The organism is Streptomyces sp. NPDC048415 (assembly GCF_040651675.1).
In the GTDB taxonomy this organism is placed as follows: Bacteria; Actinomycetota; Actinomycetes; order Streptomycetales; family Streptomycetaceae; genus Streptomyces.
This window is the reverse complement of sequence record NZ_JBEZKJ010000016.1, coordinates 94,035-118,727: the sequence shown is the minus strand read 5'-3', so window position 1 is coordinate 118,727 and position 24,693 is coordinate 94,035. Positions and strand designations below refer to the sequence as shown.

The 24,693-nt window shown below is 67.9% G+C and carries 20 protein-coding genes and 1 pseudogene; 13 read left to right on the top strand and 8 right to left on the bottom strand.

What is annotated here, in order from left to right:
• Positions 1-37 precede the first annotated feature (37 nt).
• Positions 38-886, top strand: coding sequence for a menaquinone biosynthesis protein (locus tag AB0D27_RS14205; RefSeq protein WP_362507019.1), 849 nt, complete (start codon positions 38-40; stop codon positions 884-886).
• A 77-nt stretch (positions 887-963) separates the two neighbouring features.
• On the top strand, positions 964-2,667 hold the full coding sequence (locus AB0D27_RS14200; protein ID WP_362507049.1) for a serine/threonine-protein kinase: 1,704 nt from the start codon (positions 964-966) through the stop codon (positions 2,665-2,667).
• On the opposite strand, the gene AB0D27_RS14195 is transcribed toward AB0D27_RS14200, so the two are convergent.
• Complete coding sequence (locus AB0D27_RS14195) at positions 2,603-3,268, bottom strand: hypothetical protein (RefSeq protein ID WP_362507016.1); 666 nt, start codon at positions 3,266-3,268, stop codon at positions 2,603-2,605. The genes AB0D27_RS14200 and AB0D27_RS14195 overlap by 65 nt on opposite strands.
• Before the next feature lie 196 nt (positions 3,269-3,464).
• Here AB0D27_RS14195 and AB0D27_RS14190 point away from each other — a divergent pair.
• Positions 3,465-4,121: pseudogene (locus tag AB0D27_RS14190) on the top strand (serine/threonine-protein kinase); the annotation flags it as partial.
• On the opposite strand, the gene AB0D27_RS14185 reads toward AB0D27_RS14190, so the two are convergent.
• On the bottom strand, positions 4,058-4,267 hold the full coding sequence (locus AB0D27_RS14185; protein ID WP_362507013.1) for a hypothetical protein: 210 nt from the start codon (positions 4,265-4,267) through the stop codon (positions 4,058-4,060). The pseudogene AB0D27_RS14190 and the gene AB0D27_RS14185 overlap by 64 nt on opposite strands.
• A 275-nt stretch (positions 4,268-4,542) precedes the next feature.
• Here AB0D27_RS14185 and AB0D27_RS14180 point away from each other — a divergent pair, with 275 nt between their 5' ends.
• Complete coding sequence (locus tag AB0D27_RS14180) at positions 4,543-5,235, top strand: PQQ-binding-like beta-propeller repeat protein (RefSeq protein ID WP_362507010.1); 693 nt, start codon at positions 4,543-4,545, stop codon at positions 5,233-5,235.
• A 77-nt stretch (positions 5,236-5,312) separates the two neighbouring features.
• Here the strand turns inward: AB0D27_RS14180 and AB0D27_RS14175 are convergent, their stop codons facing one another.
• Positions 5,313-9,875 carry an FtsK/SpoIIIE domain-containing protein gene (locus tag AB0D27_RS14175; protein ID WP_362507007.1) on the bottom strand — a complete coding sequence of 1,521 codons (4,563 nt, stop codon included), beginning with the start codon at positions 9,873-9,875 and terminating at the stop codon, positions 5,313-5,315.
• A 365-nt stretch (positions 9,876-10,240) separates the two neighbouring features.
• Here AB0D27_RS14175 and AB0D27_RS14170 point away from each other — a divergent pair, with 365 nt between their 5' ends.
• Complete coding sequence (locus AB0D27_RS14170; protein WP_362507004.1) at positions 10,241-10,552, top strand: WXG100 family type VII secretion target; 312 nt, start codon at positions 10,241-10,243, stop codon at positions 10,550-10,552.
• Positions 10,553-10,617: 65 nt separating this feature from the next.
• On the opposite strand, the gene AB0D27_RS14165 is transcribed toward AB0D27_RS14170, so the two are convergent.
• Complete coding sequence (locus AB0D27_RS14165) at positions 10,618-11,310, bottom strand: hypothetical protein (RefSeq protein ID WP_362507001.1); 693 nt, start codon at positions 11,308-11,310, stop codon at positions 10,618-10,620.
• Between the two features lie 76 nt (positions 11,311-11,386).
• Between AB0D27_RS14165 and AB0D27_RS14160 the strand changes: the two genes are divergently transcribed.
• From AB0D27_RS14160 to AB0D27_RS14140, 5 genes are all read left to right on the top strand, one after another.
• The gene (locus AB0D27_RS14160) at positions 11,387-11,692 is read left to right on the top strand and encodes a hypothetical protein (RefSeq protein ID WP_362506999.1); all 306 of its coding nucleotides are present in this window, start codon (positions 11,387-11,389) and stop codon (positions 11,690-11,692) included.
• A complete protein-coding gene (locus AB0D27_RS14155) occupies positions 11,689-12,966 on the top strand; it encodes a putative T7SS-secreted protein (protein ID WP_362506996.1) in 1,278 nt (425 codons plus the stop codon). Before AB0D27_RS14160 ends, AB0D27_RS14155 begins: the two co-directional genes overlap by 4 nt.
• A 51-nt stretch (positions 12,967-13,017) precedes the next feature.
• A complete protein-coding gene (locus AB0D27_RS14150) occupies positions 13,018-13,596 on the top strand; it encodes a hypothetical protein (protein ID WP_362506993.1) in 579 nt (192 codons plus the stop codon).
• A gap of 95 nt (positions 13,597-13,691) precedes the next feature.
• Positions 13,692-14,261, top strand: coding sequence for a hypothetical protein (locus AB0D27_RS14145; RefSeq protein ID WP_362506990.1), 570 nt, complete (start codon positions 13,692-13,694; stop codon positions 14,259-14,261).
• A complete protein-coding gene (locus AB0D27_RS14140) occupies positions 14,258-14,824 on the top strand; it encodes a hypothetical protein (protein WP_362506987.1) in 567 nt (188 codons plus the stop codon). Before AB0D27_RS14145 ends, AB0D27_RS14140 begins: the two co-directional genes overlap by 4 nt.
• Before the next feature lie 101 nt (positions 14,825-14,925).
• Here the strand turns inward: AB0D27_RS14140 and AB0D27_RS14135 are convergent, their stop codons facing one another.
• From AB0D27_RS14135 to AB0D27_RS14120, 4 genes are all read right to left on the bottom strand, one after another.
• The gene (locus AB0D27_RS14135; protein ID WP_362506985.1) at positions 14,926-15,603 is read right to left on the bottom strand and encodes a hypothetical protein; all 678 of its coding nucleotides are present in this window, start codon (positions 15,601-15,603) and stop codon (positions 14,926-14,928) included.
• Between the two features lie 98 nt (positions 15,604-15,701).
• On the bottom strand, positions 15,702-15,944 hold the full coding sequence (locus AB0D27_RS14130; protein ID WP_362506982.1) for a hypothetical protein: 243 nt from the start codon (positions 15,942-15,944) through the stop codon (positions 15,702-15,704).
• 110 nt (positions 15,945-16,054) lie between these two features.
• Positions 16,055-17,071 (bottom strand): hypothetical protein, encoded by a 1,017-nt coding sequence (locus tag AB0D27_RS14125; RefSeq protein ID WP_362506979.1) that lies wholly within the window; start codon positions 17,069-17,071, stop codon positions 16,055-16,057.
• 29 nt (positions 17,072-17,100) lie between these two features.
• Positions 17,101-17,775, bottom strand: coding sequence for a hypothetical protein (locus tag AB0D27_RS14120; RefSeq protein WP_362506976.1), 675 nt, complete (start codon positions 17,773-17,775; stop codon positions 17,101-17,103).
• Positions 17,776-18,231: 456 nt separating this feature from the next.
• On the opposite strand from AB0D27_RS14120, the gene AB0D27_RS14115 reads away from it, so the two are divergent.
• The 3 genes from AB0D27_RS14115 (at position 18,232) to AB0D27_RS14105 (ending at position 24,687) form a co-directional block, all read left to right on the top strand.
• Positions 18,232-18,834: a hypothetical protein gene (locus AB0D27_RS14115; RefSeq protein WP_362506973.1), complete on the top strand. Its 603-nt coding sequence runs from the start codon at positions 18,232-18,234 to the stop codon at positions 18,832-18,834.
• A 471-nt stretch (positions 18,835-19,305) separates the two neighbouring features.
• The gene (locus AB0D27_RS14110; RefSeq protein WP_362506970.1) at positions 19,306-19,953 is read left to right on the top strand and encodes a hypothetical protein; all 648 of its coding nucleotides are present in this window, start codon (positions 19,306-19,308) and stop codon (positions 19,951-19,953) included.
• A 93-nt stretch (positions 19,954-20,046) separates the two neighbouring features.
• Positions 20,047-24,687 carry a DUF6531 domain-containing protein gene (locus AB0D27_RS14105; protein WP_362506967.1) on the top strand — a complete coding sequence of 1,547 codons (4,641 nt, stop codon included), beginning with the start codon at positions 20,047-20,049 and terminating at the stop codon, positions 24,685-24,687.
• Positions 24,688-24,693 lie beyond the last annotated feature (6 nt).

The following is a 24,693-nucleotide window of genomic DNA, read 5'->3' as shown; positions in this document are numbered from 1 at the left end:
AGCCTGCACCGTACCTCATGGGGGCTAGCCTCGCGATGTGGACAATTCTCGCAACCGGCCGCGCGTCGGCCACATCCAGTTCCTGAACTGCCTGCCCCTGTACTGGGGGCTCGCGAGAACGGGCACGCTCCTCGACTTCGAGCTCACCAAGGACACCCCGGAGAAGCTCAGCGAGAAGCTGGTGCGGGGAGACCTCGACATCGGGCCCATCACGCTAGTCGAGTTCCTCAAGCACGCCGATGAGCTGGTCGCCTTCCCGGACATCGCGGTCGGCTGCGACGGCCCGGTGATGTCCTGCGTGATCGTCTCGCAGGTCCCACTGGATCAGCTGGACGGCGCCCGGGTCGCGCTCGGCTCGACCTCGCGCACCTCCGTACGCCTCGCCCAGCTGCTGCTGGCCGAGAGGATCGGCGTCCAGCCGTCGTACTACACCTGCCCGCCCGATCTCAGCCTGATGATGCAGGAGGCCGACGCCGCCGTCCTCATCGGAGACGCGGCCCTGCGCGCCAACCTCCTCGACGGTCCGAAGTTCGGTCTGGAGGTGCACGACCTCGGCTCCCTGTGGAAGGAGTGGACGGGCCTGCCGTTCGTCTTCGCGGTGTGGGCCGCCCGGCGCGACTACCTGGAGCGCGAGCCGGTCGTCACCCGCAAGGCCCACGAGGCCTTCCTCGCCTCCCGGGACCTCTCCCTCGACGAGGTCGGCAAGGTCGCCGAGCAGGCGGCCCGTTGGGAGGCCTTCGACGAGCAGGTCCTCGAGCGGTACTTCACCACGCTCGACTTCCGCTTCGGCGGCCCACAGCTGGAGGCCGTACGGGAGTTCGCCCGCAGGGTCGGCGCGACCACCGGGTTCCCGACGGACGTGGACGTACGACTGCTGGAGTCCTGAGGCTCGGGACGCGTACCGCACTACGCTGCTGGGCAGTGCGTTCGGTGCGTACGGGGGAGGGATGAGCTGTGGGCGCGATGCAGCCGCTCGGAGTCGACGAACCCACCGCCGTGGGGCCCTACCGGCTGCTCGGCCGGCTGGGCTCCGGCGGTATGGGGCGGGTGTACCTGGGGCGCAGCGCGGGCGGCCGCACGGTCGCCGTCAAGATCGTGCACCCGCACTTCGCGCTGGACGAGGAGTTCCGCGCCCGCTTCCGTCGCGAGGTCGACGCCGCGCGGCGGGTGGGCGGCGCGTGGACGGCTCCGGTCCTGGACGCGGACCCGGACGCGTCGGTCCCCTGGGTCGCCACGGCGTACGCGGCCGGTCCCTCGCTCACCGCCGCCGTCGCGGACGGCGGCGGTCCACTCCCCGGGCATTCGGTACGCGTCCTCGGCGCGGGCCTGGCCGAGGCGCTCTCGGCGGTCCACGCGCTCGGCCTGGTCCACCGCGACGTGAAGCCGTCGAACGTCCTGCTCACCCTCGACGGCCCCCTCCTCATCGACTTCGGTATCGCCCGCGCCACGGACGGCACGGCGTCCCTGACCTCCACCGGCGTCTCCGTCGGCTCCCCCGGCTACATGTCGCCCGAGCAGATCCTCGGCAAGGGAGCCACGGGGGCGGCGGACATCTTCTCGCTGGGCGCGGTCCTCGTGTACGCCGCCACGGGCGAGCCGCCCTTCCCCGGTGACTCCTCCGCCTCCCTCCTCTACAAGGTCGTGCACGAGGAGCCCCGATTGGGCGCCCTGAAAGGGGAGTTGCGCGCACTGGTGGCGGCGTGCCTGGCGAAGGACCCGGGTGCGCGGCCGGCTCCGGACGAGGTGGCCGCTCGCCTCGCCCCGCAGGGAGCGGCCCGCCTGGTGACGGCGGGGTGGCTGCCGGGAGCCCTGGTGGAGCAGGTGAGCCGCAGCGCCGTACAGCTGCTGAACCTGGAGGCGACGGAGGGGGCGCCCTCGGGGCCGGTGGGGTTCAGCAGTCCGTCGGTGGGGACTGGTTCCGGAGGTGTGGTTCCGGTGGCCGGAGGGGCGTTCGGACCGCCACCGGCGGGGTTCGGGCCGCCGCCCACCATGCCGCCCGCTCCCACGTACGTGCCGGAGCAGCGAGAGGCGGGGAGCGGGCCGCGGGACGCCGTGCCCGCGTCGGCCGGTCAGCCCGCCAAGGTCTCCGTCAGTATGGCGGCGACCTCCGCCCCCGGGACGAACGGCCGTGGCCGCAGGATGAGTTGCACCGTCGCGCTGGCCGTCGCGGGTGCGCTGGCGGCGGTGACGGTGGGCTCGGCGTTCCTGTTCGACCTCATGCCGGGCGGCGACAGCGGGTCGCAGGACGAGGGCAGTTCGGCGGGCGGCGCCCATCCCTCGGCCACGGCGAGCAGCCCCGGCGCCGGGCAGCCGTCCGCGGTCCCCGCTTCCTACATCGGCACCTGGGAGGGTGACGGCCTGGCCCTCAACGGCGCCCTCCCGATGGGCACCTTCCGCGTCACCGTCCACCAGGCCGCCGTGGGCAAGGAGTTGGGCACCTTCCGCCAGACCGACCAGATCGGCGGCATCTGCGACGACGTACTCATCCTGAAGCAGGTCACCAAGACCCGCCTCGTCGCCACGAGCGTGGCCAAGAAGTCCAACCGCGACGTCTGCACGAAGGGCGAGCACGAGGTCCGGCTGACTCCCGCCGGCGCCGACCTCACGTACGAGACGGACAACTCGGACGCGGGGGATCCGGTGGCTCGGATGTCGAAGGTCGAGTAGCCGCCGGTTCAGCTGCTCGGCGCCGCTTGTCGTACAAGCCGTAGGCCGTGATCAGCAGCGCCGTGCCGACGACGGTCGCGGCCAGGCCCACGAGGGAGACGTACGGGTAGCGACCGCTGATCCAGCAGTACTCGCCCACCGACGAGCAAAGGCCGTACCGGTGACTGCGCTTGGGATGCCAGGTCTGCATGGCGACGGCCGAGATGATGACGGCCAGTGCCGCGCCGGGTAGGGACAGCCCGGCCCACGGCAGCGAACGAACCTTGTCCGTCTTCCACTTCACCCGCGTCAGCGGCGCCCCGAAGAGGAGCAGCGAGGCCGGGAAAAGCAGCCCGGCCGAGACGGCGAAGCCGTAACCACCGCCCGGCCAGCCCGGTGCGACCTCGTGCCAGAGGTCACCGGCCCACGCGAGCGGCCCCACAACGAGCGCGCTCACGACACCCACGCCGATCAGGAGGACCAGGCAGGCGAAGCCCAAGGCCCGCGCACGCTTCCAGCGCCGTTCGGGTGCCGCGGCCTTCCGGCCGGGCGCGTGGTCGTACCCGAGAGAGGGCCCCGCCGCCCGCTGTCGCCTCCGCCTCCGCTTCGTCGAACCACTCACCTGACCTGCCCTCCTCGTCGGTCCCGGCCGTCACTACTGTGTCTGCGATAGCGAACACCATCACGCCGACCGCGCGCACCGGAAAGCCGGACGGAACGCGGACAAGGGGGAGGGCCCGACCGTGCAGACACTGCAGCCGGACGATCCAAGGGAGTTGGGCAGCTACCGGTTGCTGCGAAGACTGGGTGCGGGCGGCATGGGCCGCGTGTACCTGGCCCGTTCGCCCGGCGGACGCACGGTCGCGGTGAAGGTCGTCCGCCCGGACCTCGCGGCGGACGCCGACTTCCGCCGTCGCTTCGAGTACGAGGTCGAGACGGCGCGGGCGGTCTCGGGCCGCTACACCGCCCCGGTGGTCGACGCCGACCCGACGGCGGCGCTGCCCTGGCTGGCGACGTCGTACGTGCTCGGCCCCGACCTCACCGACGTGGTGGACGCCCATGGAGCCCTCCCCGAACACACGGTCCGCGCACTGGGTGCGGGACTCGCCGCCGCCCTCCAGGAGATCCACGCGGCAGGCCTCATCCACCGTGACCTCAAGCCGTCGAACGTCCTGCTGGCGGCGGACGGTCCCCGGGTCATCGACTTCGGCATCGCGCGGGCGGTGGACGGAAACCGTATGACGCAGACGGGAGTTGTGGTCGGCTCGCCCGGCTACATGCCCCCGGAGCAAGCCCTGGGCCGTGATGTCGCAACGCCGGGAGACGTCTTCTCCCTCGGCGCCGTCCTGGCGTTCGCGGCGACCGGGCGCAACGCGTTCGGCGACGACGCGGCCTCCCACGCGGCCATGCTCTACCAGATCGTCCACGGCGAACCCGACGTCAGCGGCGTACCGCAGTCCCTGCTCGGCCTGATCCGGGCCTGTCTGCTGAAGGACCCGGCCCAGCGGCCCGCCCCGGCGGAGATCGTGGCGGCGCTGGCGCCGGGCGGCGTCGGGACCGTACTGACGAACTGGCTCCCCTCGGCGGTGGCTTCGACGATCGCGACGCACGCGGCGAGCATTCTGGACCTGGACGCACCGGCCGATCCGGCCCCGACCCCGGCTCCTGGTCCTGCTCCTGGTCCGGGTCCTGCTCCTGGTCCGGGTCCTGCTCTGGGTCCGGCTCCTGCTCCTGCCCCGGTCTTCGGACCGCCGCCTTCGATGCCGGCAGGCTGCACGCCCGCGCCCGCATACGGCACCCCGATCCCCGGCACCTTCCAGCTCGGCACGGCGGCGGCCCCCGCCCCCTCCCGTCGCCGCTTCCTCGGCCATCGACGACCAGCACGTCTATGTCTCGGTGACGGACCTGAACGACGCGAAGAGCGCCACCAATTACCGCAAGGGTGTCGCCGCGATCAGCCACACCACCCGCAAGACGGTGTGGGTCCGGATGCGCGACTGGGGTACCGAGAACTGGGACGTCGAGGCGTCGGTCTCGGGAAAGCACCTGGTGTACGCCGACTCCAAGTACAACCTCACCGTGCGCGACACCGCCACCGGCAACCAGCTGTGGACCAAGAAGATCGGCGACGACTGGAGCTGGACGCCCACCGTGGCCGCCGGACTCGTGTTCCTGCCGGGCGAGCAGCTCACGGCGGTCGACGTGGAGACCGGCAGGACCGCCTGGACCCTGTCGCCCAACGGCCGCCGCGGCTTCGACAATCCGACGGTCATCGACGATGTTCTCTACGCCCACGACTACGACCGCGGTGTGTGGGCCGTCCATGTGAGGACGGGCAAGAGGATCTGGCTCAACGAGGACCCCGGGGACGGTGACGCGCCCACGACGTTCCTGCGCGCCGGAAAGACGCTGTACGGCGCGTCCTACATGGACAGCGGCGGCATCTTCGCCATGGAGGCGAAGACCGGCGAAACGCGCTGGGTGTACAACGACAGCAAGACGCCGGGCGAACCCTGGCTGGTCGCCATCTCCGGCAACCGCCTGCTGGTGACGCACGGATACGAGATCTACGCGCTGCCCGCGGTCTGAACACGGCCGTGCGGCCCCGGCCACGGAGTTGCCGGGGCCGCACGGGTCCTCCGCGTACTACGGCGGTCTACCTCGGTCTACATCGGTGTCGTGACGGTCAGCGGTTCCCCGTCGCCGAGGTGCAACAGCCCCTTGCCGGGTGCGACCGGCCCACCGACCATGCTCCGTGTCGTACGGATGCCGATCAGCTCGCCCGCCGAGGAGTCCTGCGGGGAGAGCAGGATGCCGCGGCGGCCCTTCTTCATCTCGACCTGCCAGCCGGAGAAGCCGCTGCACACGTCTTCCTCGTCGCCGGCGATGACGAGGCCGAGCCCGCGCTCGCCGCCGCGCTGCACGATCCGCTTGAAGACGGTCTCGGCGTCGCAGTCCTCAAGGACCTCGCCGTCGTCCACCAGGACCACGATCGGCTCCTCGGGCGTGGCCGAGTCGATGGCCTCCCTGAGGTCGTCGCTCTCGATGTCGTCCTCGTCGAAGACCTTCAACACGCCTTCTTGGCCGTCCAGTTCGCGGAGCGGTGACGGTCGGGGCGCGGCGATGACGAGACGTACGCCCTGTGCCAGATAGGAGCGGGCCATGTTCATCAGCGTCGTACTGCGGCCGGACTTGGCCGGTCCCGCGACGACGAACGTCGGCACACCCTGCGCGAGGTCGGGCCCGAAGCCCATGATGTCGTCGCCGCCGATGCCGACCAGGCTCCACAGCTTGGAGCGCGACGCCTCCACGTCGCGCATCTCCCAGGCGTCGGTGAAGCCGATCCGGGTGGGCAGCACGTCGACGCGGAACGGGCGTCGGCTACGCGGCAGTTGCGCGTCGCGGGCCGTCGCGGCCTCGCCGATCGCCCCGATCGCCGCCGCCTGGCCCTGACCCGTGGCATCCTCGGTCAGCAGGGCGAACTGGGTCTCGGTGCCGTGTTCGTTGCGATAGCCGCGGCCCGGCGGGATCTCCTCGGGGACCTTGCGGGCGTTGATGCCGATGAGGGAGAAGTCCGAACGGTCGGCGAGCCGCAGCGCGTACTTGTCCTCGGTGAGCGAGCCGATGCGGGAGGAGAGGATCTGGCGGTCACCGGTCATCACCATGTGCAGGCCGGCACTCGCGCCCTCCCGCATCATGGCGGTCAGCTGGTCGGTCAGATCACCGTGGTCGTACTCGCCGAGGGTCGGCAGCCAGCCCTCCCACCGGTCGAGCAGTACGACGATGTGCGGCAGCCGCTCGTCCTCCGGTACGGCGGCCCGCTGCTCGCCGATGTCGGCGAAGCCCTTGTCGGCCAACAGGTCCTGGCGGCGGGTGAGTTCACCCTTGAGGCGGGCGATGAGGCGGACGACGCGCTCGGTCTGGTTGCGGCTGACGACCGCGCCGCAGTGCGGCAGCCGGGTCAGCGCGTTCAGGGCGCCGTTGCCGCAGTCGATGCCGTAGAGGTGCACGTCCGCCGCGGAGTGCGTACGGGCCAGCGAGCCCGCGAGGGTCCGCAGGACCTGCGAGCGGCCACTGCGTGGCGCACCGCCGATGAGGAGGTGCCCGAAGGAGGCGAAGTCCACGACGACCGGGCGGCGCGCCTGGTCGGCGGGCAGGTCCTCGACCCCGTACGGCGCGGGCGGCAGCTTGCCCGGGCCGCCCGCGAAGGCGGGCAGCTGGATCTCGTCGAGCAGCAGCGTTTCGGAGAGCGCGGGCAGCCAGGGGCTGTGCTGGGCGGGGATGCCGAGGACCTGGTTGGCCTCGCGTACGGCGTCCACCAGCACCTTCAGGTCGGTGATCTCCTCCTGCTCGCGCGCCTCGGCCTTCGGCTTCTCCAGCGCGGCCCGCCCGAGGTCCTCCCACCCGAGCGGCCCCGCCCAGGGGGCGAGCGCCGCCGGATCGGCGGCACCAGGGCGGCGGCCACCGACGCGGCCCGACTGGAACGGCACCAGCGAGGCGTGCCCGAGACGGACGTACGCCCGGCCCGGCGTGCTCTTGGAGATGTGCCCGGCCTCGGGGGAGTCGATGACGTCGGTGGACTCGCCGCCGTCGGTGACGCGCAGGGCGATACGGAGGTTGGTGTTGGCGCGGATCTCCGGGGACACGACGCCGCTCGGGCGCTGGGTGGCCAGCAGCAGGTGGATGCCGAGGGAACGGCCTCGCTGGGCGATGTTGACCAGACCGCTCACGAAGTCGGGCAGGTCGCGCACCATCGAGGCGAACTCGTCGATGACGATGAGGAGTCGGGGTACGGGAGCGTGCGAGGGATCACGGCGTACGAGGTCCTGGTAGTCCTCGATGTCCTTGGCGTCGGCGGCGGCGAGGATGTGCTCGCGTCGCTTGAGCTCGGCGCCCAGCGATTCGAGAGCCCGCTCCACGAGATGCGCGTCGAGGTCGGTGACCATGCCGACGGTGTGCGGGAGCTTCACACAGTCCTTGAACGCCGAGCCGCCCTTGTAGTCGACGAGGACGAAGGTCATGTTCTCCGGCGTGTTGGCCACGGCCAGCGACGCCACGATGGTCTGCAGCAGCTCCGACTTACCGGAACCCGTCGTACCGGCGATCAGACCGTGCGGCCCGTCACGGCGCATGTCGATGCCGAACGGCCCGTCGTACGACTCACCGATGACCGCCATCGTCGACTGCCCGCCCATCCGCCAGCGCGCGGTGATCGCGTCGCTGCTCGGCGGCTCCAGCTGCAGCACGTCCAGCAGTCGGCTCGACCCGGGCAGCGCCGAGTCCTCGGTCTCGCCGCTGATGTCGCGGAGGGGGGACAGGGCGCGTGAGAGCCGGGCGCACCAGGCCGCGGACACGAAGTCCGGCCGTACGTTCCGTACCCGCGCGATGCCCGTCTGCTGGACCCGCAGCCGCAGTTCGAGCGCTTTCTGTACGCCGGAGTGCGCGTCGTCGGCCTCCGCGGCATGCCAGGCGTGGAAGGAGGGGAAGCCACCGGGGGCGGCCGGGGCGGCCTGGGTGAACTGCTGCGCGGTCGGGTGCTCCTCGGGCTTGGGTTCCGCGATGACGATGGCCTGGCACTCGCCGGGCAGGAACCGCTCCTCCGCGTCCAGACAGATCGCGTACATGCACATCGCCGGGCCCTCGCGCAGCAGCCGCACCACACCCGGCATGGAGCGCAGCCGACGCGAACCGTCCCATACGACGATGATGTCCGGGTCGCTGAAGGAGGCCTTGTTGCCGTTCTGCTTGGCGGACTTCTGGCGGGCGTCGAGCAGTTGGGTCAGCTCGCCGATGCGGGCGCCGACGGTCTCGGCGTCCGTGCCGATGAGGACGTTGGCGTCCTGGGCGCCGGCGGGCCGGCTGTGCGGCAGCCAGCGCACCCAGTCCCAGCTCTCCCGGCCGCTGTTCTCGGTCAGCACGTAGAACTGGACGTCGAGCGGGCTGTGCAGTACGGCGGTCTGCGCGACGGCCCAACGCCCCAGCGCCTGCGCCGAGTCGCCGGGCCCCGCGATGCCGATGACCCCGCGCTCGCTCAACGGAAGGGCGACCGGAGCGTCCTCGATGGTCCAGGTGACCTCGCGCTTGTGGTCGTCCCGCTCCGGGTCGTCGAGGACGACCTCGGAGGGCAACTGCCCGCTGCCGACCCGCAGCAGCAGATGGTCGGCGTCGGTCCGGCGCCGCTCCCACAGCCGCGTACGGGGCCCGGTGCCCAGCGACAGCACGGTCGCCGGGTCGGGTACGGCCTGACGCCGGTCGAGCCGCTCGGCGACCAGCGCGTCCTGGGCGTCCTTCTCGATCCGCTCCTTGTGCTCCTTGTACTCCTTGACCTGCTTCGCATGGGACTTGCGCCCCTGCTTCTTGTCCATGAAGAAGTTGGCGAACATGATGAGCGGGCTCATCAGCGCCATGATCAGGTAGTACCAGCGCCCGAAGATCATCACCGAGACGACGGCGCCGACCAGCGGCGTCAGGGCCATCAGCCAGGGCAGCGGCCGGGCTTCGTAATCCCGTACGGGGCTGGGCAGCCGGAACTTCGTCTCCCGCTCCGGCGGGTGCAGCCGCGGCGGCCGGTTGTAGTCGAGTCCCGCCCCGTCGTCCGACCACTTGAGCGCGGCGTTGGGAGGCGAGTACCGGTCGAGCTCAAGGAGGGTGTTGCCAACGGCGACCTGACTGCCGAGGGGCCACTCGTCGTCGTCGCGCGTCGCGATGGCTTCGCCGTCGAGCGCGACACCTTCCTTGTCCCCGTGCACGGCGACCCGGCAGGTCCCGTCCGTTGCAACTGACAACGTCAGGGCCCTTTGCGCAAGCTCGGGGTCCTCGATCCGTATGTACGAGGAGGTCCCGCCGCCGATGTCGTACCGCCCGATCCCGAGCCGGTGCACGGCACCCGCGGCCGGACCGCCGGCGACCCTCAGCTCGACGAGCCCCGTCGGTTCGCCGGGCAGACAGCCGGCGGGGTCATGCAGGCTAACGACGGCACCCTCACGCAGCGGCGAGGTGCCGATCGTGGCCGCGGGATCGACGGGATACCCGTCGACGTAGACGACGGGCGCGCCGCTCTGCGCCGCCTGGTGCTGCCCGATCGGAATGATCTGCGCGCCGCCGCTGTACCCGACGTGCGCCGCCAGTTCCTTGGCGATGTCCCCCACCGAGGACTCAGGATCCGCATCAAGAACCACGTCGGCGGTGGCGCCGCCGAGCGGGTCGACGACGGTCAGAGTCAGGCGCACGCTCGTCCTCCCCAGGCACCTGAGGCCGCTTCCGGAACGCGGGCCACAGTGACCTCGACGATAGCCGCTTACCCCTTCCCGCAGGCAACGGCCGGTGTGAGGGGACCTTGGAGGCTCCCGGCGGATCCGGGGCACGCCGGCCCGGACCCCGGGACGCCGTCCTCCGCCGTGTCCGCCCTGTCCGCCCTGTCCGCGGCGTCCGCCCTGTCCGCCCCGGACGGGACCGGGGCCCGCTCGTGACAGAACCGGGGTGTGCTGCTGCAAGCGTCGTAAGTAAGCTGCTGGCTCAATGCGGACGATCACATCATCCGCATCAGGAGCCACGGGGGTTGGCCCTGCGGCGAGTTGAGTATGGAGGACGCCACATGGCCGGCGGCAAAGACGCGGATATCACATACGACAAGATGCGGCACGCTGCCAAGCGACTGGGCCACGAGAAGGAGAAGATGGAGGACAAGCTCCACGGCCTCGACACCTACATCGACGGCCTGATCGCTGACGGCTACACGACCAGCAAGGGCTCCCAGGCCTTCGACGACTCCTTCAAGGAGTTCACCAAGGGCATGAAGGACACCCTCGAGGGCCTCAAGGGCATGGCCAAGTTCCTTGAGGACGCGGCCAAGGCGTACGAGGACTTGGATGACCAGTTGGCTCGGGGTGTGAAGGGCAAGGGCTAAGGCCCGCGGTCACCGCAGTGCCTGAGTGCGATGGGGCACCTCTCGTGTCCCATCGCACCGCCGTTTCAGGCGTCGGCGCCGCTGACTCCCTCGGTCCGCGCATGGCGCATCAGGTACATGTGGAGCTCACTGCGCTGCTCCTCCGTGGTGAGGATCAGCCAGGAGCCGTCCGTGAAGCGGATACGCAGCTTTCGATTGTCGTACGAGGGCAGGGGGTCCTCAATGGTCGCCTCGCCGACGGGAATCTCCGCCACGACGCGCATGCGGTCCTCCCTGCGGACGGACACCCGTTTGGGCGGTGCCGCCAGCACGATGCGGCCCTCCGTCAGCAGAACGAACCGTTGGTGGTGGGAGGAATGGCTGTACCAGTGCAGCAGGAACTGGCCGGCTGCCTTGTTCCAGTCGCCGTCGAAGGTCTGGTCGAGGCGCTGCTCGACGATGGCCTTGTCGCGCCGCTCGGCGTCGACGTCCTCGGCGCGGGCACGCTCACGTTCCTCCTTCGTCGACAGAAGGCGCTTGAGTGCTTCCTCGCCGGAGGCAAGGAGGCTGAACAGCATGGCAATAGGCATCAGCGGCGCGACAAGTACGGCACCGACCATGCCGAGCGGCCTCAGGAACGCCGGGCGCAGACGCCCTCCACCAGCAGCTCGGTGCACGTCCGCGGGAGGTTCGGGAATCCTGCCGATCGTGCACCAGGCACCGGCGTCCGGGGTGACGCCGAGGCGGTTGCGTGTGGTGCGGTCGGTGCTCCTGGACAACCCGTCTCACCTTCCTCGCTGCTTGCGGGGCGAATTTTGCAGCAGTGTCTCATGTTCACTATGGGGGAATTCATCAATGGGTGACAGAACCGCTTACGACCTGGACTTGATCAAGGACTGTTCGCGGTCGCTGGGCAAGATCCACCGTGAGTTCGAGCATCATGGAAATCCGGCTGACGGATACAACGACGCACTGGGACACGGGGGTCTGAAGGATGCCTTCGACGACTTCGGCAGCACGTGGAAGAAGACACGCAAGAAGCTCATGAAGGAAATCAAGAAGCTGGCCGAAGCGACCTCTGTCGCGGCCGAGAAGTACGAAGAGATCGATCACGAGCTGGCGAAGGCCATCTCAGGGGCCAAGGGAAAGGGGGGGAAGTGAGCAGGCGATCCGGCGACTGGCCGCCCCTGTGGGACGAGGACCCGACTCCTGGCGATCCGCACGAAGTTGCCGAACTCGGACGTAAATTGCGCAAGATGGCCGAGATGATTGACGAACAGGCCAAGGTCATCAAAGCGCTGTCGTCGGTGGAGGGCTGGGACAGCGACGCCGGGCGTGCCTTCAACGAGGTGGCTGACGGCGCCGGTGACCGGCTGAAGAAGGCGTTCGAGAGGTACGACGAGGCGGCCAACGCGCTGGGCGAGAAGGTGGCCGACGGCGAGTCCAAGGAGTTCGCCGGGGAACTGCACCGGGCCCAGCAGAAGGCCGACAAGGCGCTGGCGGACTACCGCGAGGCCAAGGACGATCATGACTTCGCCGAGCGCGAGGTGAAGAAGTACACGGACAAGTACCTCGTCACCGAGATCCCGGAAGCAGACAGGCCCGAATATGAGCGCTGGAAGAAGAAGCAGAACGAGGCGTTGCACAGGATCGGTCAGGCTCGCAAGGACGTGAAGGGCGCCCGGGATATCTTCGATGATGCCGGGGACCGGGCGGCCCGGCACATCAAGAACATCGTCCACCACGATGCCGTCCGGGATCCCGGCGGATTCATGAACTGGCTTGCCGACTGGGCGGATACGTTCTCGAATCTCTCGGCGATCCTCTCAGTGCTGGCGGTCATCTGCGCGTTTGTCCCGCCGCTGCAGTTCCTGGTGCCCATCTTCGCCACGCTCGCGGTCCTCTCCAGCGCGGCGGCGCTGGCCGGCCACGCGTACGACATGTCCGTACGGGGCGGGAAGGTCGATTGGCTGAAACTGGGCACCGACGCGCTCGGTATTCTTCCCGGCCTGGGGTCGCTCAAGGGCTTCCGAGCGCTGGTCGGGCTCAAGGGAGTGGCGAAGCTCAGGGCGCTCGGGAAGCTCGGGACCTGGGGGTCTTTCAGGGGCATCGCTGCCGTGGACGGGATCGGTCACAACTTCCTCAACGGCCTGAGCGTGGGCCTGACGAACAAGACTTTGGCCGGGGGGCTCAAGCTGGGCCAGAAACTAGGTATCTCCGGACTTCCGGAGAAGCTCGTCCCCCTGGGCGGCAAGCAGATCACGGCCGCCATCAAGGGAACGGGTCTCGCGAGCGCCCTACATCGGATGTTCAGCGGCGAGAACGGTGGGACGACCGGATATCAGCCTCCGGCGGAGGAGCCCGCGCCGACGCCCACTCCGAGCCCCTCTCCCGGAGCGTCGCCCAAGCCCTTCCACGCTGCTCTGGCCGCATAGCCATGGCGCGTGGCGAGCTCGTAGAAACGACATCACGGGAGGAAACGGCACGTGAGTGAACCAGCCGAACTCGACGAGTGGGAATTCATCGGCCGCAGGGGAGGGGAGCCCGCTCGGCTGGTGCCCGGTGAGGTGCTCGCCGCGGTTCCCGACGCCCGCAAGCTGGCCGACGAAGCGCGTCGCGACGTTCACTTCGACTTTCTGGACGACAGGGCCGTTCTCGCGATGCTGAGGCTTCGGCATCTCGACGAACAGCAGATGTTCAACGCCGGGTTCAGGACCGGGGTCCCCCTTGCAGTCATCGGTTTTGGCGCCGCGGTGTACTGGGGAGGCGCGGCCCAGTACTGGGAATCGAGCGGGGCTCGGACGATCTACGTCGCGGTGGCGGGAGCGGCCGTCCTGATACTGCTGGCCCTCTGGGTTCGCGCTGCCGTGGCGCACTGGGGAGATCCAGCTCGGCAGAGCCTCCGGGCCAGGGCCAAGAAATACCGAGAGGTGGCGCATGCTGCCCGTAAGGGTGGAGCGGACATTCCCGCACACTATCCGCACTACGGCCCTTATCCCTTTGCCGCCACATTCCATCCCGAGGCAGAGGAAGTGACATTTCCTGATGGTGGAGGCCGGTCATGACCGCAATGTCGACTGAGGAAGAACTCCGGGGCTCGGCCGGAGGGAGTGGCGTCGACGTCCGGTGGATCATGCCCGAGGGATTCTTCGAGATCCCGATGGACGCGGAGGATCTCGACACGACAGCCGAGCAGCTGATGGAACTCGCCCTCGGCGCATTGCCGGAAGCCGACTTCGAAGTTCAGCTGCAGTGGGCCGTCATGTGTGCCGCCCATTACGACTCCTTCGTGGAAGCCGGAGTTCAGTACGCGGGGTTCGTACTGACCGAGGTGGATGGCGCGCGGTGCACCGCCACGGTGACAGTGAGCATGATCGACCTCGACAGCAGGGCGGGATCCAACGCTGTGGGGTTCATCGGCTCTTCGATGCGGCACCTGGGCATTGGCCAGGTCAGTGAGATCCAACTGCCATGCGGTCCTGCTGTGTCCTGCATCGGAAACCGGAAGGGAAGTCTGGACGGCAGCCTCACTGCGTCGGGCAAGGACGAGACGGTCTGGACGTCCTTCATCCAAGTCCAGGTACCGCTGACCAACGGGACCGCTTTGGTTCTGGAGATGGGTACACCGACCCCCGACGGATGGGATGTGTTCTCGGCCATGTTCGCCGGTGTCGTGAAGAGCCTTCGCCTGTTCGACGCCGACGGCGAGCCGCTGGTGATGCCGGGATGACCACCGGCCCGGAGGCGTCGGGGCCGCCGCCCAAGGACTACCGGCTGCTCGTGCCGCGCGACTGGTTCCGGATCGACCTCACCCAAGACCGCTGGCGTGGGCAGCTGAAAACCTTCGTCGACCTTCAGGCGGACGGCAAGAGCGTACCGGCAGAGGTGAAGCAGGATGCCTGGGCCACCCTGCGCAACACTGCTGAGGCCGCTGTGGCGAGCGGCGCGCTGGAGTTCTTCCTGCGGCCGGAGCTGGACGACGGCAGCATCATGCCAGCCTCTCTCCTCGTATCCCTGCTCCCCCAACTCGGTTCTTTGACACCGCAAGACCTCGTGGCGTCCTTCGAGGCGAAGGAACGGCGGACCGGGCGTGACGCGGAGGTGTCGGCCTTCGACCTTCCGGCCGGCACGGCGGTCCAGATCCTGACGTCGGCATCCATGGACGTGTACGTCCACATGCCGGGCTCCGTCGGCTATCTGGCCCTCTCCTTCGCCGTACCGCTCACCGGGATCACGGGCCCCATGCAACGGCTGTGCACGTCGATCGCGGGATCCCTGCGCTGGATTGTCTGACGCCCGACAGGCCCGTAGTGGAAAGCCTTGTCGCAAGGAAGAACCAACGGCAGGATCAGCACCGGTACGCCGACGAGCAGGGCCCCGTGAGGAACCGACTGTTACTGCGAATTCATCTCACCAGGCGTGGATTCGGCTGACAGAGCCGACAGTTGGTCGATCAGCTCACCACCGTCGGCCGATGTGAGTCGGCACCAGGAACCGTCCACGAAAACGATCTGGAAGTCACGCTCTCCGCGGCTGAACGCTTTGCGCTCCACGGAAGCCAGGTAGCCCAGCTCCGTTTCCCAGAGCACCTCTTCCCAGGGGTCTCGGGGATCGTCCAAAGAGCCGATGACCAGCAGCCGCCGGTCGGTCACCACGGCGTGCGTACGATCGGTGTCCGGACGCCGGGCAGGGTCCAACTCCCAGGGGAGAGTGCGGGCGAGGGTACCTGGGGCCGCCCACATCACTGGGAAGTCCTCGACCTCGTTCTCAGGGTCGTCCGAGCTGCCAAGGGTGTCGACGTTGCCCACCCCTGTGCCCCCGAGCGCGGCGGCGACCGCGACGACCAGCACGGCGAGGACAACACCTCCCGCGATGCGCGCACCTGCGTGAGCCTTCGAACGAATCCTGTCCGGCGGTCGCTCTGGCCAGCCTTCCAGCCGGCTCTGGACGTCGCGCCGATCGGGGTCACGGAACCAGCGCTTCCCGGCGACGCGCGTGGCAGCTCCGGTCGCGAAGGACACGGGGGCGCGGGCGACGACGCGTTCGCCGGGGTCGGGCTTCCAACGTTGCATGGACTAACCTCCTGGACGTTGCCGCGCGAGCGGGGCCAATTCGGGCCTTGGACCCGCGGTCCCATCGGCGAACGACACCGTTTGCGGAATCGCCGTTGTCATGTCACAAAACCGTCGGCGAAGTCGTCCACGCCGTCCACGAGGTCCTTGCTCCCGACGACCGAGCCGTCGGTGCCGCGCAGGGTGCGGCGGGCAGCGTCCATGCGGTCGTTTGCGGTGGAGAACGTCTTCCTCGGGTTCTCGAAGAGCGTGCCCTCGAGCCGTAGATCACTCACGATGTCTTCCGGTTGCGTGGCGTGGTGGACGGTGCGGACGGATCCCTGGGCAGGGCCCTGATTCACAGCAGCGAATGGTGTGCCATGAGAGGGTCGAGTGGCTGCTACCGGTGCCCTCAGCTGTCACGATCAGCCGAGTAGTCCTGTGCAGTAGACGGGGACATTGGATGGTGCCGTCATCGATTGACGGACTGGATTTCCTGGACGGTGACGTCCTGGTCACTGCCGAATGTGCCGTCGGGAAGTCTTCCGCCCGCATCGCCGGTTCCGGCCCAAGTGATTTCCCAGGTGATGGTGGCCCGGAGCTTGTACGTCCCGTCGCCGGACGAGCGCAGGTACGTGATGCCGCACGGCGGCGTCTCGTCCGCTTTGCCCTTGGCGTACGCCTCACCGATAGAGCCGTCGTCGTTGATCCGGCACTCGCCGGAGGCCGGGAAGGTGGTGGCGTCGTCGGTGCCGGGCTCGAGCTTGAGGGAGACGGGCTTGGCCGTGGTCGTGGCCTGGATGTTCAGCCCCGGTGTGTTGAGCGACGCCGTCACCGAGACGGGCTTGAACTCGCCTTCATCCAGCCAGGTCCAGGTGGGGAGATTGACCTTGGTAGTGCCCTCGGGGGCCAAAGTAACCTTCGTGCCGGGCACCTTGATCTGTTCATAGGCGAGACCGGCGAGGATTTCCGGCGTGATGGCGTTTTTGACGTCAGGCGTCTCGCCGTTCTTGACCCAGAACGGCAACGTCGAGTTACACGCGGTTCGCTCAAGGATGGGCGCGTTCGGGTTCTCGACGGGCCCCCACCACATTCCCTCGTCCTGCTTGTCGAGGTTGTAGTTTTTGTACTCGCCGTCCTTGTACATCTGTCGAAATTCGTTGGTGGCCGCCCTGGCATGCGGGGGCTGCTTGGGGTCACTGGAAATTTCCTTGTACCCCTCCTCAGTTTCCTTGGCGAACTGCTTCGCCGTCCACTGCGGGGCGAGCCAGCAAGCCGGCGGCGACCAGCTGCTACCGCTGACCGTGACGGGACCAACGGAAGAACCGGAACCGTTCTTCGAGGTGTCATACGAGATCGCTGTGGCCTTGGCGTAGAGATCGTCGTCCTTGAGGCCGCTGTCAGTGGCCGTGTCTGAGCCTGAACTCTTGTCCGTCGGGCCGCCGGCGAACGCGTTCTGCCCGGGTACGAGGAGCAGTGCGGCAGCCACCAGGCCTACGACAGTGAGTCCCGGTCGCTTCACGCCTTGCACTGCGTCGCCTCCTTCGTCACCTGGACGGCCTCGGCCGTCCACAGGCCCTTGGCATCCTTGGACGTCGTCATGACGATCTCGAAGAAGTAGTAGTCGTTGTCGCTCGGCGTGGTCTTGAGCACCTTCTTGGACTTGACTTCTTTGCCGTAGAACTTCGAGTCGTCGTCGCAGAAGGAGACGGAAGCGCGGCTGCCTCCGCTCGCCATGTCGACCTTGCCCCGGGTGTAACGCTGGGTCCCGGTGACGGTCCATCCGCCGTCGATGTACTGCTGGATCTGCTTCTTGGCGTACGCCTGGGCGGTTCCCCGGGGATCCGAGTAGAACTTGTACGCGGCGTTCCCCGCGTCCTGTTGAACGATGCCGTAGTTGATGGCGCGCATGAAGTTCTCGGCGTCGTTGAGCGCGGCGGCCTCTTTGGCTTCGGACGGCTCGGTGCGATCGAACACCATCTTGAAGTCCGCCGGGAAGGTCATCTTCGGACGGTTGATGCCGTCCGCCTCGGCCGACGAGCTCGGCGAAGCCGGTGTCTTCGTGTCGCCGGTATCGGCCCCCGCGATCTTGTCGCTGTCCTTCGAGCTGTCGTTGCCGCTGCCGCATGCCGTCAGCAGCAGGGCTGCGGTCGCGGCGAACGCGGCAGCAACGGGCAAAGAGCGGCGCTTCACAGTGGACTCCCCGTGAGACATGAGTGCAGTCAAGAGCCATGACGGTATCGGTGGGGTCGGCGGTTTCGCCAGATTGAACTTGCCGCGGGGTAGGGCTAATTGTTCATCTATCGGCGCAAAATGGTCGCCTGCTGGACTCTGGTCGGGTTCGGTCTGGATGCCGTCTGGCCCGGATGGCCTGAGTGGTGTTCGCGAGCGGTGTGCCCGGGCGCGTCTTCGCGGGAGCTATCAGGCCGGCCCGTGTCTTGAGTAGCGCAAGGGGAGAGAAGGCCGAGAGGTCGGCGGCTGCCGGTGTCAACCAACCCGGTCGGTTGGGGAGGTTAGGTGGCTACGGCATGCGGATGGTGTGAAGTACCGCTGGTGAAACGTCACTTGCTTCGCTGCACGACCATGCGGGCCTTAACTTTCCTTTACTCTTGCTCACCGCTCGGGGGAACACATCGACCAGGAGTTGTTTTGCTGCACAGGAAGACCGCGCTGCGCGTCGCCGCGCCCGTTGCCGTACTCGCTCTTTCGCTGACCGCGTGCGGCGGCGGGGACGACGCCCCGGATGCGAAGGCGAAGCAGTCGACGGCCCAGGCGGCGCCGTCACCGACCAAGGCGGCCTCCGGTGGCAAGCTCGCCACCGGCGAGAGCGCCACGGGGAAGGTCAAGGAGGGCGACGCCGAGATCACGTACGACATCACGGCGCAGAAGGTCGACATCGGTACGGAGGCCGAGGCCCAGGCGCTGGTGCAGGACAAGTCCGAGGCCAAGGGGATGGTCCTCGTCGTCTCGCACGTGAAGTACACGCACAAGGCCGGCGCGACCCTCGCGGATCGCTCGGACGCGGACGACGGCACCACCATCTGGGCCGACGGAGAGCGCGGAGCGGTGCTGATCGGCGCGGCCAACGACGCGGCCGGCTGTGAGGACCCGTACGACGTCCCGAGCTGGAAGCAGGGCGAGAGCCATGTCTTCTGCGACTCCTACCTGATCCCCGCGAACGCGAAGTCCGTGGAGGTCCACTGGTCGGAGGAGGACGGCGAGCCGTACATCTGGTCGTTCCCCAACAAGTAGGCGGCCGACGCGAGTTGAGAGCCCCCGCCCTTGCCACGCGCACCCGGCCCGGACACCCTCCGACGTGTCCGGGCCGGGTGCGTCTGTGCAGCGACCGGTTACGGCACTTTCCTGCAGCGCGGGCAGGCGCAGGGCGGGAAGGCCGAGGTCTGCGGGAGGGGATCGATGCGGCTGGGTGTCCAGTCGTAGACCGCCTGAGCGAAGTCCATCCGACGTCCCGCGGCACGGCGCATGCCGGGTCGTCGCGGTGCTCCGGCGGGACCTTCCAGCTGGTGCCGTACCCGCTGTTCATCGGACTTCCTCGCCCCGACGGTAGACGTCGTGCCCGCCGGCTGGAGGGTGCTCGGCCTCGCCCTTCCGCGCTCGCTGTGCCGCGACAGTCCTCGTACAGGGCCGATGCCAGAGACCGCCCACGCTTCTCACCTCGTAGGCTGACCCGAGCCGAACAGAGGAACGAACGGGGGGTACGCCATGGCCCGCTACATGGAGACGCTCACCATCGAGCGCGGTGGTTTTCGGATCAAGGTGCCGGAGTCCTGGTGGGAGTTCGACGTACGGCCCGAGTCGCGTGACGATTCCATACGGCGGATGGTGAGCGAACGGGTGCAACAGAATCCGGAGTTGGCCAAGTACCGCGACACGTACGCCGCGTTCCTGCAGAAGTCCGCGGCCGACGCCTGGAAGTCCGGCGCCCTGTACTGCGGCTGCATGGCGGAGTCCTTCGGTGGCGACACCCCGATCACCGGCTCGGTCACCGTCTCGATCGTGGGCGGCCGTACGCAGTCAGGCGAGGCCCTCTCGACCGACCCGCAGACGATCGCGAGCCAGCTCGCCGTGCGCGAGGCCAAGAAGGAGGGCGACGCCTGGCGCAAGGTGACCACCGTCGACATCCCGGGCGTCGGTCCCGCCGCGCGGACGTACGGCATCGAGGACATCGTCGTACCCGACGACACCCTCAAGCGGACCATCCGTGCCGTACTCATGCAAACGTTCATCCCCGTGCCGGGGCAGGAGGGCAAGGTCGCGCTCGTCGCCGGGAGCAGCCAAGTCCTCGACCTCGCCGACTCCTTCTTCGACATCTTCGACGCGATCACGTCGACGTTCCGCTTCGTGGCGTGACCCAAGCCACCTCCTTTCCCTGACTCGCACAAATCCAGTAACTTCGCTCATGCGTACGGTTATTGGTGAGGCAGACGTGACGGGGGTTGCGGTGTGGCGGGGAACCGACCGGGGGATTGGCATGTCCTGGACCTGGACAAGGACCCCACCCCAGGCGATCCGGACCGGGTGCGGCATCTGGCCAAGAACCTGCACGACTTCGCCGATGACGTCGGGGACGCGCTCCGCCTGATCAAGGGGATGGCGGATGAGGACGCCGTCCTGCAGTGGGCGGGGAAGTCCGCGAAGGCGTTTCAGGACGAGTTCTCGGGTGTGCCGAAGCAGCTGAAGAAGCTGAAGAAGTCCTACGAAATGGCGGGGGACGCGCTGGCGGCGTACTGGCCGAAGCTGGAGCGCGCCCAGGCGCTGGCAGACAAGGCGCTCGCCAAGGGCCGGGAGGCCCAGTCCGACCTGTCGTCAGCCAAGTCGCGTCTCTCTTCGGCCGATTCGTGGGTGACCAAGGCCAACAAAGAGGCCGACAAGTACAAGGACGATCCGACCGGCAGCAAGGACGCCGAGAAGCCGGACGAGGCCAAGGTCCGCGCGGCTACGCGGGACGCTCAGCACGCCAAGTCCGCCCACACGAAGGCCCAGTCGGACGTGACCAACGCGAACAGCGCGCTGGACGCGGCGAAGAAGATGGCCGAGGACGCCCGCAAGATGCGTGAGGAGGCGGCGAAGGAGGCGAAGCAGAAGATTGACGACGCCTCGGATGCCGGGATCCACAACCGCAAGTGGTGGGAGGAGGTCGGCGACTGGTTCTCCGACAACTGGGACACCATTGTCGCGGTCTGCAAGGTCGTCGTCGCGGTGGTGGGCGTGATCGCGATGATCATTGGCGGGCCGATCCTGGCGGCGATCGTCGTGGTGGCGGCGTTGGTCGTGCTGGCTGACACCCTCAACAAATACCGCAAAGGTCAAGCCAGTCTGCTGGACGTTGCCTTTGCCGCCATGGATTGCATACCCGGAGGCAAAGGCATCACCAGCCTTGGCAAACTCGCCAAGGGCATGAAAGGCCTGGGCAAGATGGGCCTCAAGGGCATGGCCAAAGGTCTGGGGAAGGGGCTGCGCCGGGAAGCACGGCAAGCGGACGAAGCCGTTGCCAAGAGCAAGCCTGCCAAGGGGCGCTGCGAGGGCGGCGACCCGATCGACATGGTGTCAGGCGAAATGTTCATGGAGCAGACCGATGTGGCACTGCCCGGCCTCCTCGCACTGATACTCCGCAGGACCCACCTGTCGACGTACGCTTCGGGCCAGTGGTTCGGTCCCTCTTGGGCATCGACCCTCGACGAACGACTCGAACTCGACAGCGAGGGCGCTCTCTTCGCTACCGAAGACGGGATGATCCTGGCTTATCCCGTTCCCGCACCGGGGACATCGGTGCTGCCGGTCGAAGGGCCACGCTGGCCGCTGGACTGGGATGGGTCTCCCGGCGCCCCCATACGCGTCACGGATCCGCAGACCGGTCACACTCGGCACTTTGCACCGGTATCCGAACCGCTCTCTGCAGACCAGCCGTTCATGCTTCCGCTCGCGGCGGTGTCCGACCGGAACGGCCACCGCATCGACATAGACCGCGACGAGTACGGTGCCCCCACCGCCGTACGCCATTCCGGTGGGTACCACGTTCACGTCGACACCCGGAGCGGCCGTGTCATCAGGCTGCGTCTGCGTGATCCGCAAGCGGGCTCTGAAGGCACCACGCTTATCGACTACGGCTACACGGACGGCAATCTCACGGAGATCTACAACTCCAGCGGCCTTCCGTACCGGCTTACCTACGACGATCGGGCGCGTATCACTTCGTGGACCGATCGGAACGGGTTCTGGTATCGCTACACCTACGACAGTCACGACCGCTGCATACGCGGCGAGGGAGCCGACGGCGTCCTCAACTGCACGGTCGCGTATGACACGGATGTCAGGGAGACGCGCTTCACCAACTCGCTCGGCCACACCACGCTGCACCGCTACAACGAGCTTCTCCAGCGCACCGAGATCACCGACGCTCTCGGCCGTACGGTCCGCACGGAATGGGATCCCTACAACCGACAGATCTCCCGCACCGACGCACTGGGCCAGCGCACCTCGTTCGAGCATGACGCTCGCGGCAACCTCGCCGCCATCACGCGGCCGGACGGACGCCGGACCACGATGGAGTACGACGAGCTGGATCTGCCCATCCAGGTCGTGGAGGCCGACGGCGCTGTATGGCAACAGACCTTCGACGCACGGGGCAACCGGCGCAGCATCACCGACCCGACCGGGAACACGAGACACTGCGCCTACGACGAGCAGGGACGCCCGACGAGCATGGTCGACGCCCTGGGGCATGTCACCAGAACGGTGTGCGACCCCGCGGGCTTGTCGATCGCTGAAACGGATGCCCTCGGACACACGACCCGGGCCGAGCGTGATGCCTTTGGTCGGATCGTCCGTGTGATCGATGCCGAGGGCAACGTCGAGCACATGGGGTGGACCGTCGAAGGCGCTCCTGCCTGGCGCATGGCGGCCGATGGCAGCCGTGAGAGCTGGGAGTGGGACGGCGAGGGTCACCTGACCGCGCACACCGACAGGGCCGGAAACCGGTCCACAACGAAGACGGGGCACTTCCATCAGCCCGCAGCTCGGACCGACCGTACGGGCGCCGAGCACCGGTTCACCTACGACACGGAGGTGAACCTGACCAAGGTGACGAGTCCGCAGGGCCTTACCTGGGACTACGTCTACGACGAGACGAACCGGCTCATCTGCGAAACGGACTTCGAAGGCCGCACGCTCACGTATGCCTACGACGGGGCCGGGCGGCTGACCTCTCGCACCAACGGCGCCGGCGAGGAAGTTGCTCTCACCCGGAACGAACTGGGCCGTGTGGTCGAAGAACGCAGTGCCCACGGTGTTGCTGTCTTCGCGCATGACCCGATGGGACGCCTCCTCCGGGCCGTCAACGAAGAGAGTCTGCTGGAGCGCGCATACGACGCCGCAGGGCGTCTGCTGAGGGAGTCGATCGACGGAGCCGAGACCTCGTACACGTACGACGCTCTGGGCCGCCGCACCGAACGCCGTACCCCTAGCGGGATCGTCTCCACTTGGACTTACGACGCGGTAGGCCGGCCTGAGACCCTGAGCGCGGCTGGACACCGGATGGCGTTCACCTATGACGCTCTGGGCCGGGAACTCAGCCGCGGGCTCGGGGCCGCAGCCAGCCTCACCCAGACGTGGGATGCGATGGGGCGTCTTGCCGGTCAGTCCATCCACGGTGGGGGACCGCGTGCGGACATACCGGTTCAGCAGCGGGAGTTCAGCTATCGCGCGGACGGACTGCTGTCCGGCATTGACGAACTCACCACAGGCCGACGTGTATTCGACATGGACCGTGACGGACGTGTCACGGCCGTGCGCGGGCGGGACTGGACCGAAACCTACGCGTATGACGGCCTCGGCAACCTCCTGGAGTCGTCGGTGCCCGCGGTCGGCCAGGACTCGGGGATCAAGGAGTACAGAGGCAACAGACTGCTGCGGTCGGGCCGTACGACCTACGAGTACGACCGGCAGGGACGGCCTGTCCGGACGGTGAAGCGGCTCCTCAATGGACAGAGGCGAGTCGCTACCTTCAGCTGGGACGCGGAGGACAGGCTCACGGTGATCGGTACACCGGAGGGCGCCAAGTGGCGGTACCGCTACGACCCTGCCGGGCGACGCTGCGGCAAGGCACGCCTGGCCAGCGACGGCTCGGTGGTCGAGGAGATCCGGTTCACCTGGGATGGCACCAGGGTCGCCGAGCAGGTCGACCATGACGGACACGCGACGACGTGGGACTACTTCTCCGGCACGCATCGCCCCCTGACCCAGCTCGACCACCGGATGTCCGCCGGGGCTGCGGCGGAAGACCCACAGAACCGGGGTACGGCAGTCCGCTTTCACGCGGTGGTCACGGACACGGTGGGAACGCCGACCGAACTCGTCAACGACCAAGGCGAATTGGCTTGGCATCAGCGGACAGAACTGTGGGGTACGGCGCTGCAATCCGTGCCGCCCGCTGTCGACTCCACCGCGGCCGTGGACTGTCCGCTGCGGTTCCCAGGACAGTACGCCGATCCGGAGACCGGTTGGAACTACAACTACGCGCGCTACTACGACCCGGAGAACGCGCGCTACCTCACCCCGGATCCGCTGGGCCTTTCCCCGAGTCCCAACCACTACGGATATGTTTCCCACCCCTTCTTCTTCACGGACCCCCTTGGCCTGATCCGCAACCCGGCGACCGGTCGCTACGCCGTGGATCCGAACGCACCTGCAACCCGTCGCAATCGTTCGTCGGAATATCCACACGGCTACTGGGACTCCACACACGAGGACATGGTCACGCGATTCACAGACGAAGGGCGTGCGGCCGGGGGCTGGCCTGTGGACAGAAACGGAGCTCGAATTCCCAGGGATCAGCTCACCTGGCGCAACAATGCCGGTGAAATCATCCCCGGCGACTCGACCATTCTCACGTATGACCACAATCCGCGAGTCGTGGAACACTATAACCAAACGGGGTACAACAGCAGTTATGCGGATCGCGAGACTTGGTATAATGACACAACCGATATGGAACCGATGACGCGTGCGGACAATGGCCGCGACGGTCAGCGGGCACCGCAGTATCGGCAGGATATCGGACCGAATTATTCGTGTAGGGGTGCTTAAAGGGAG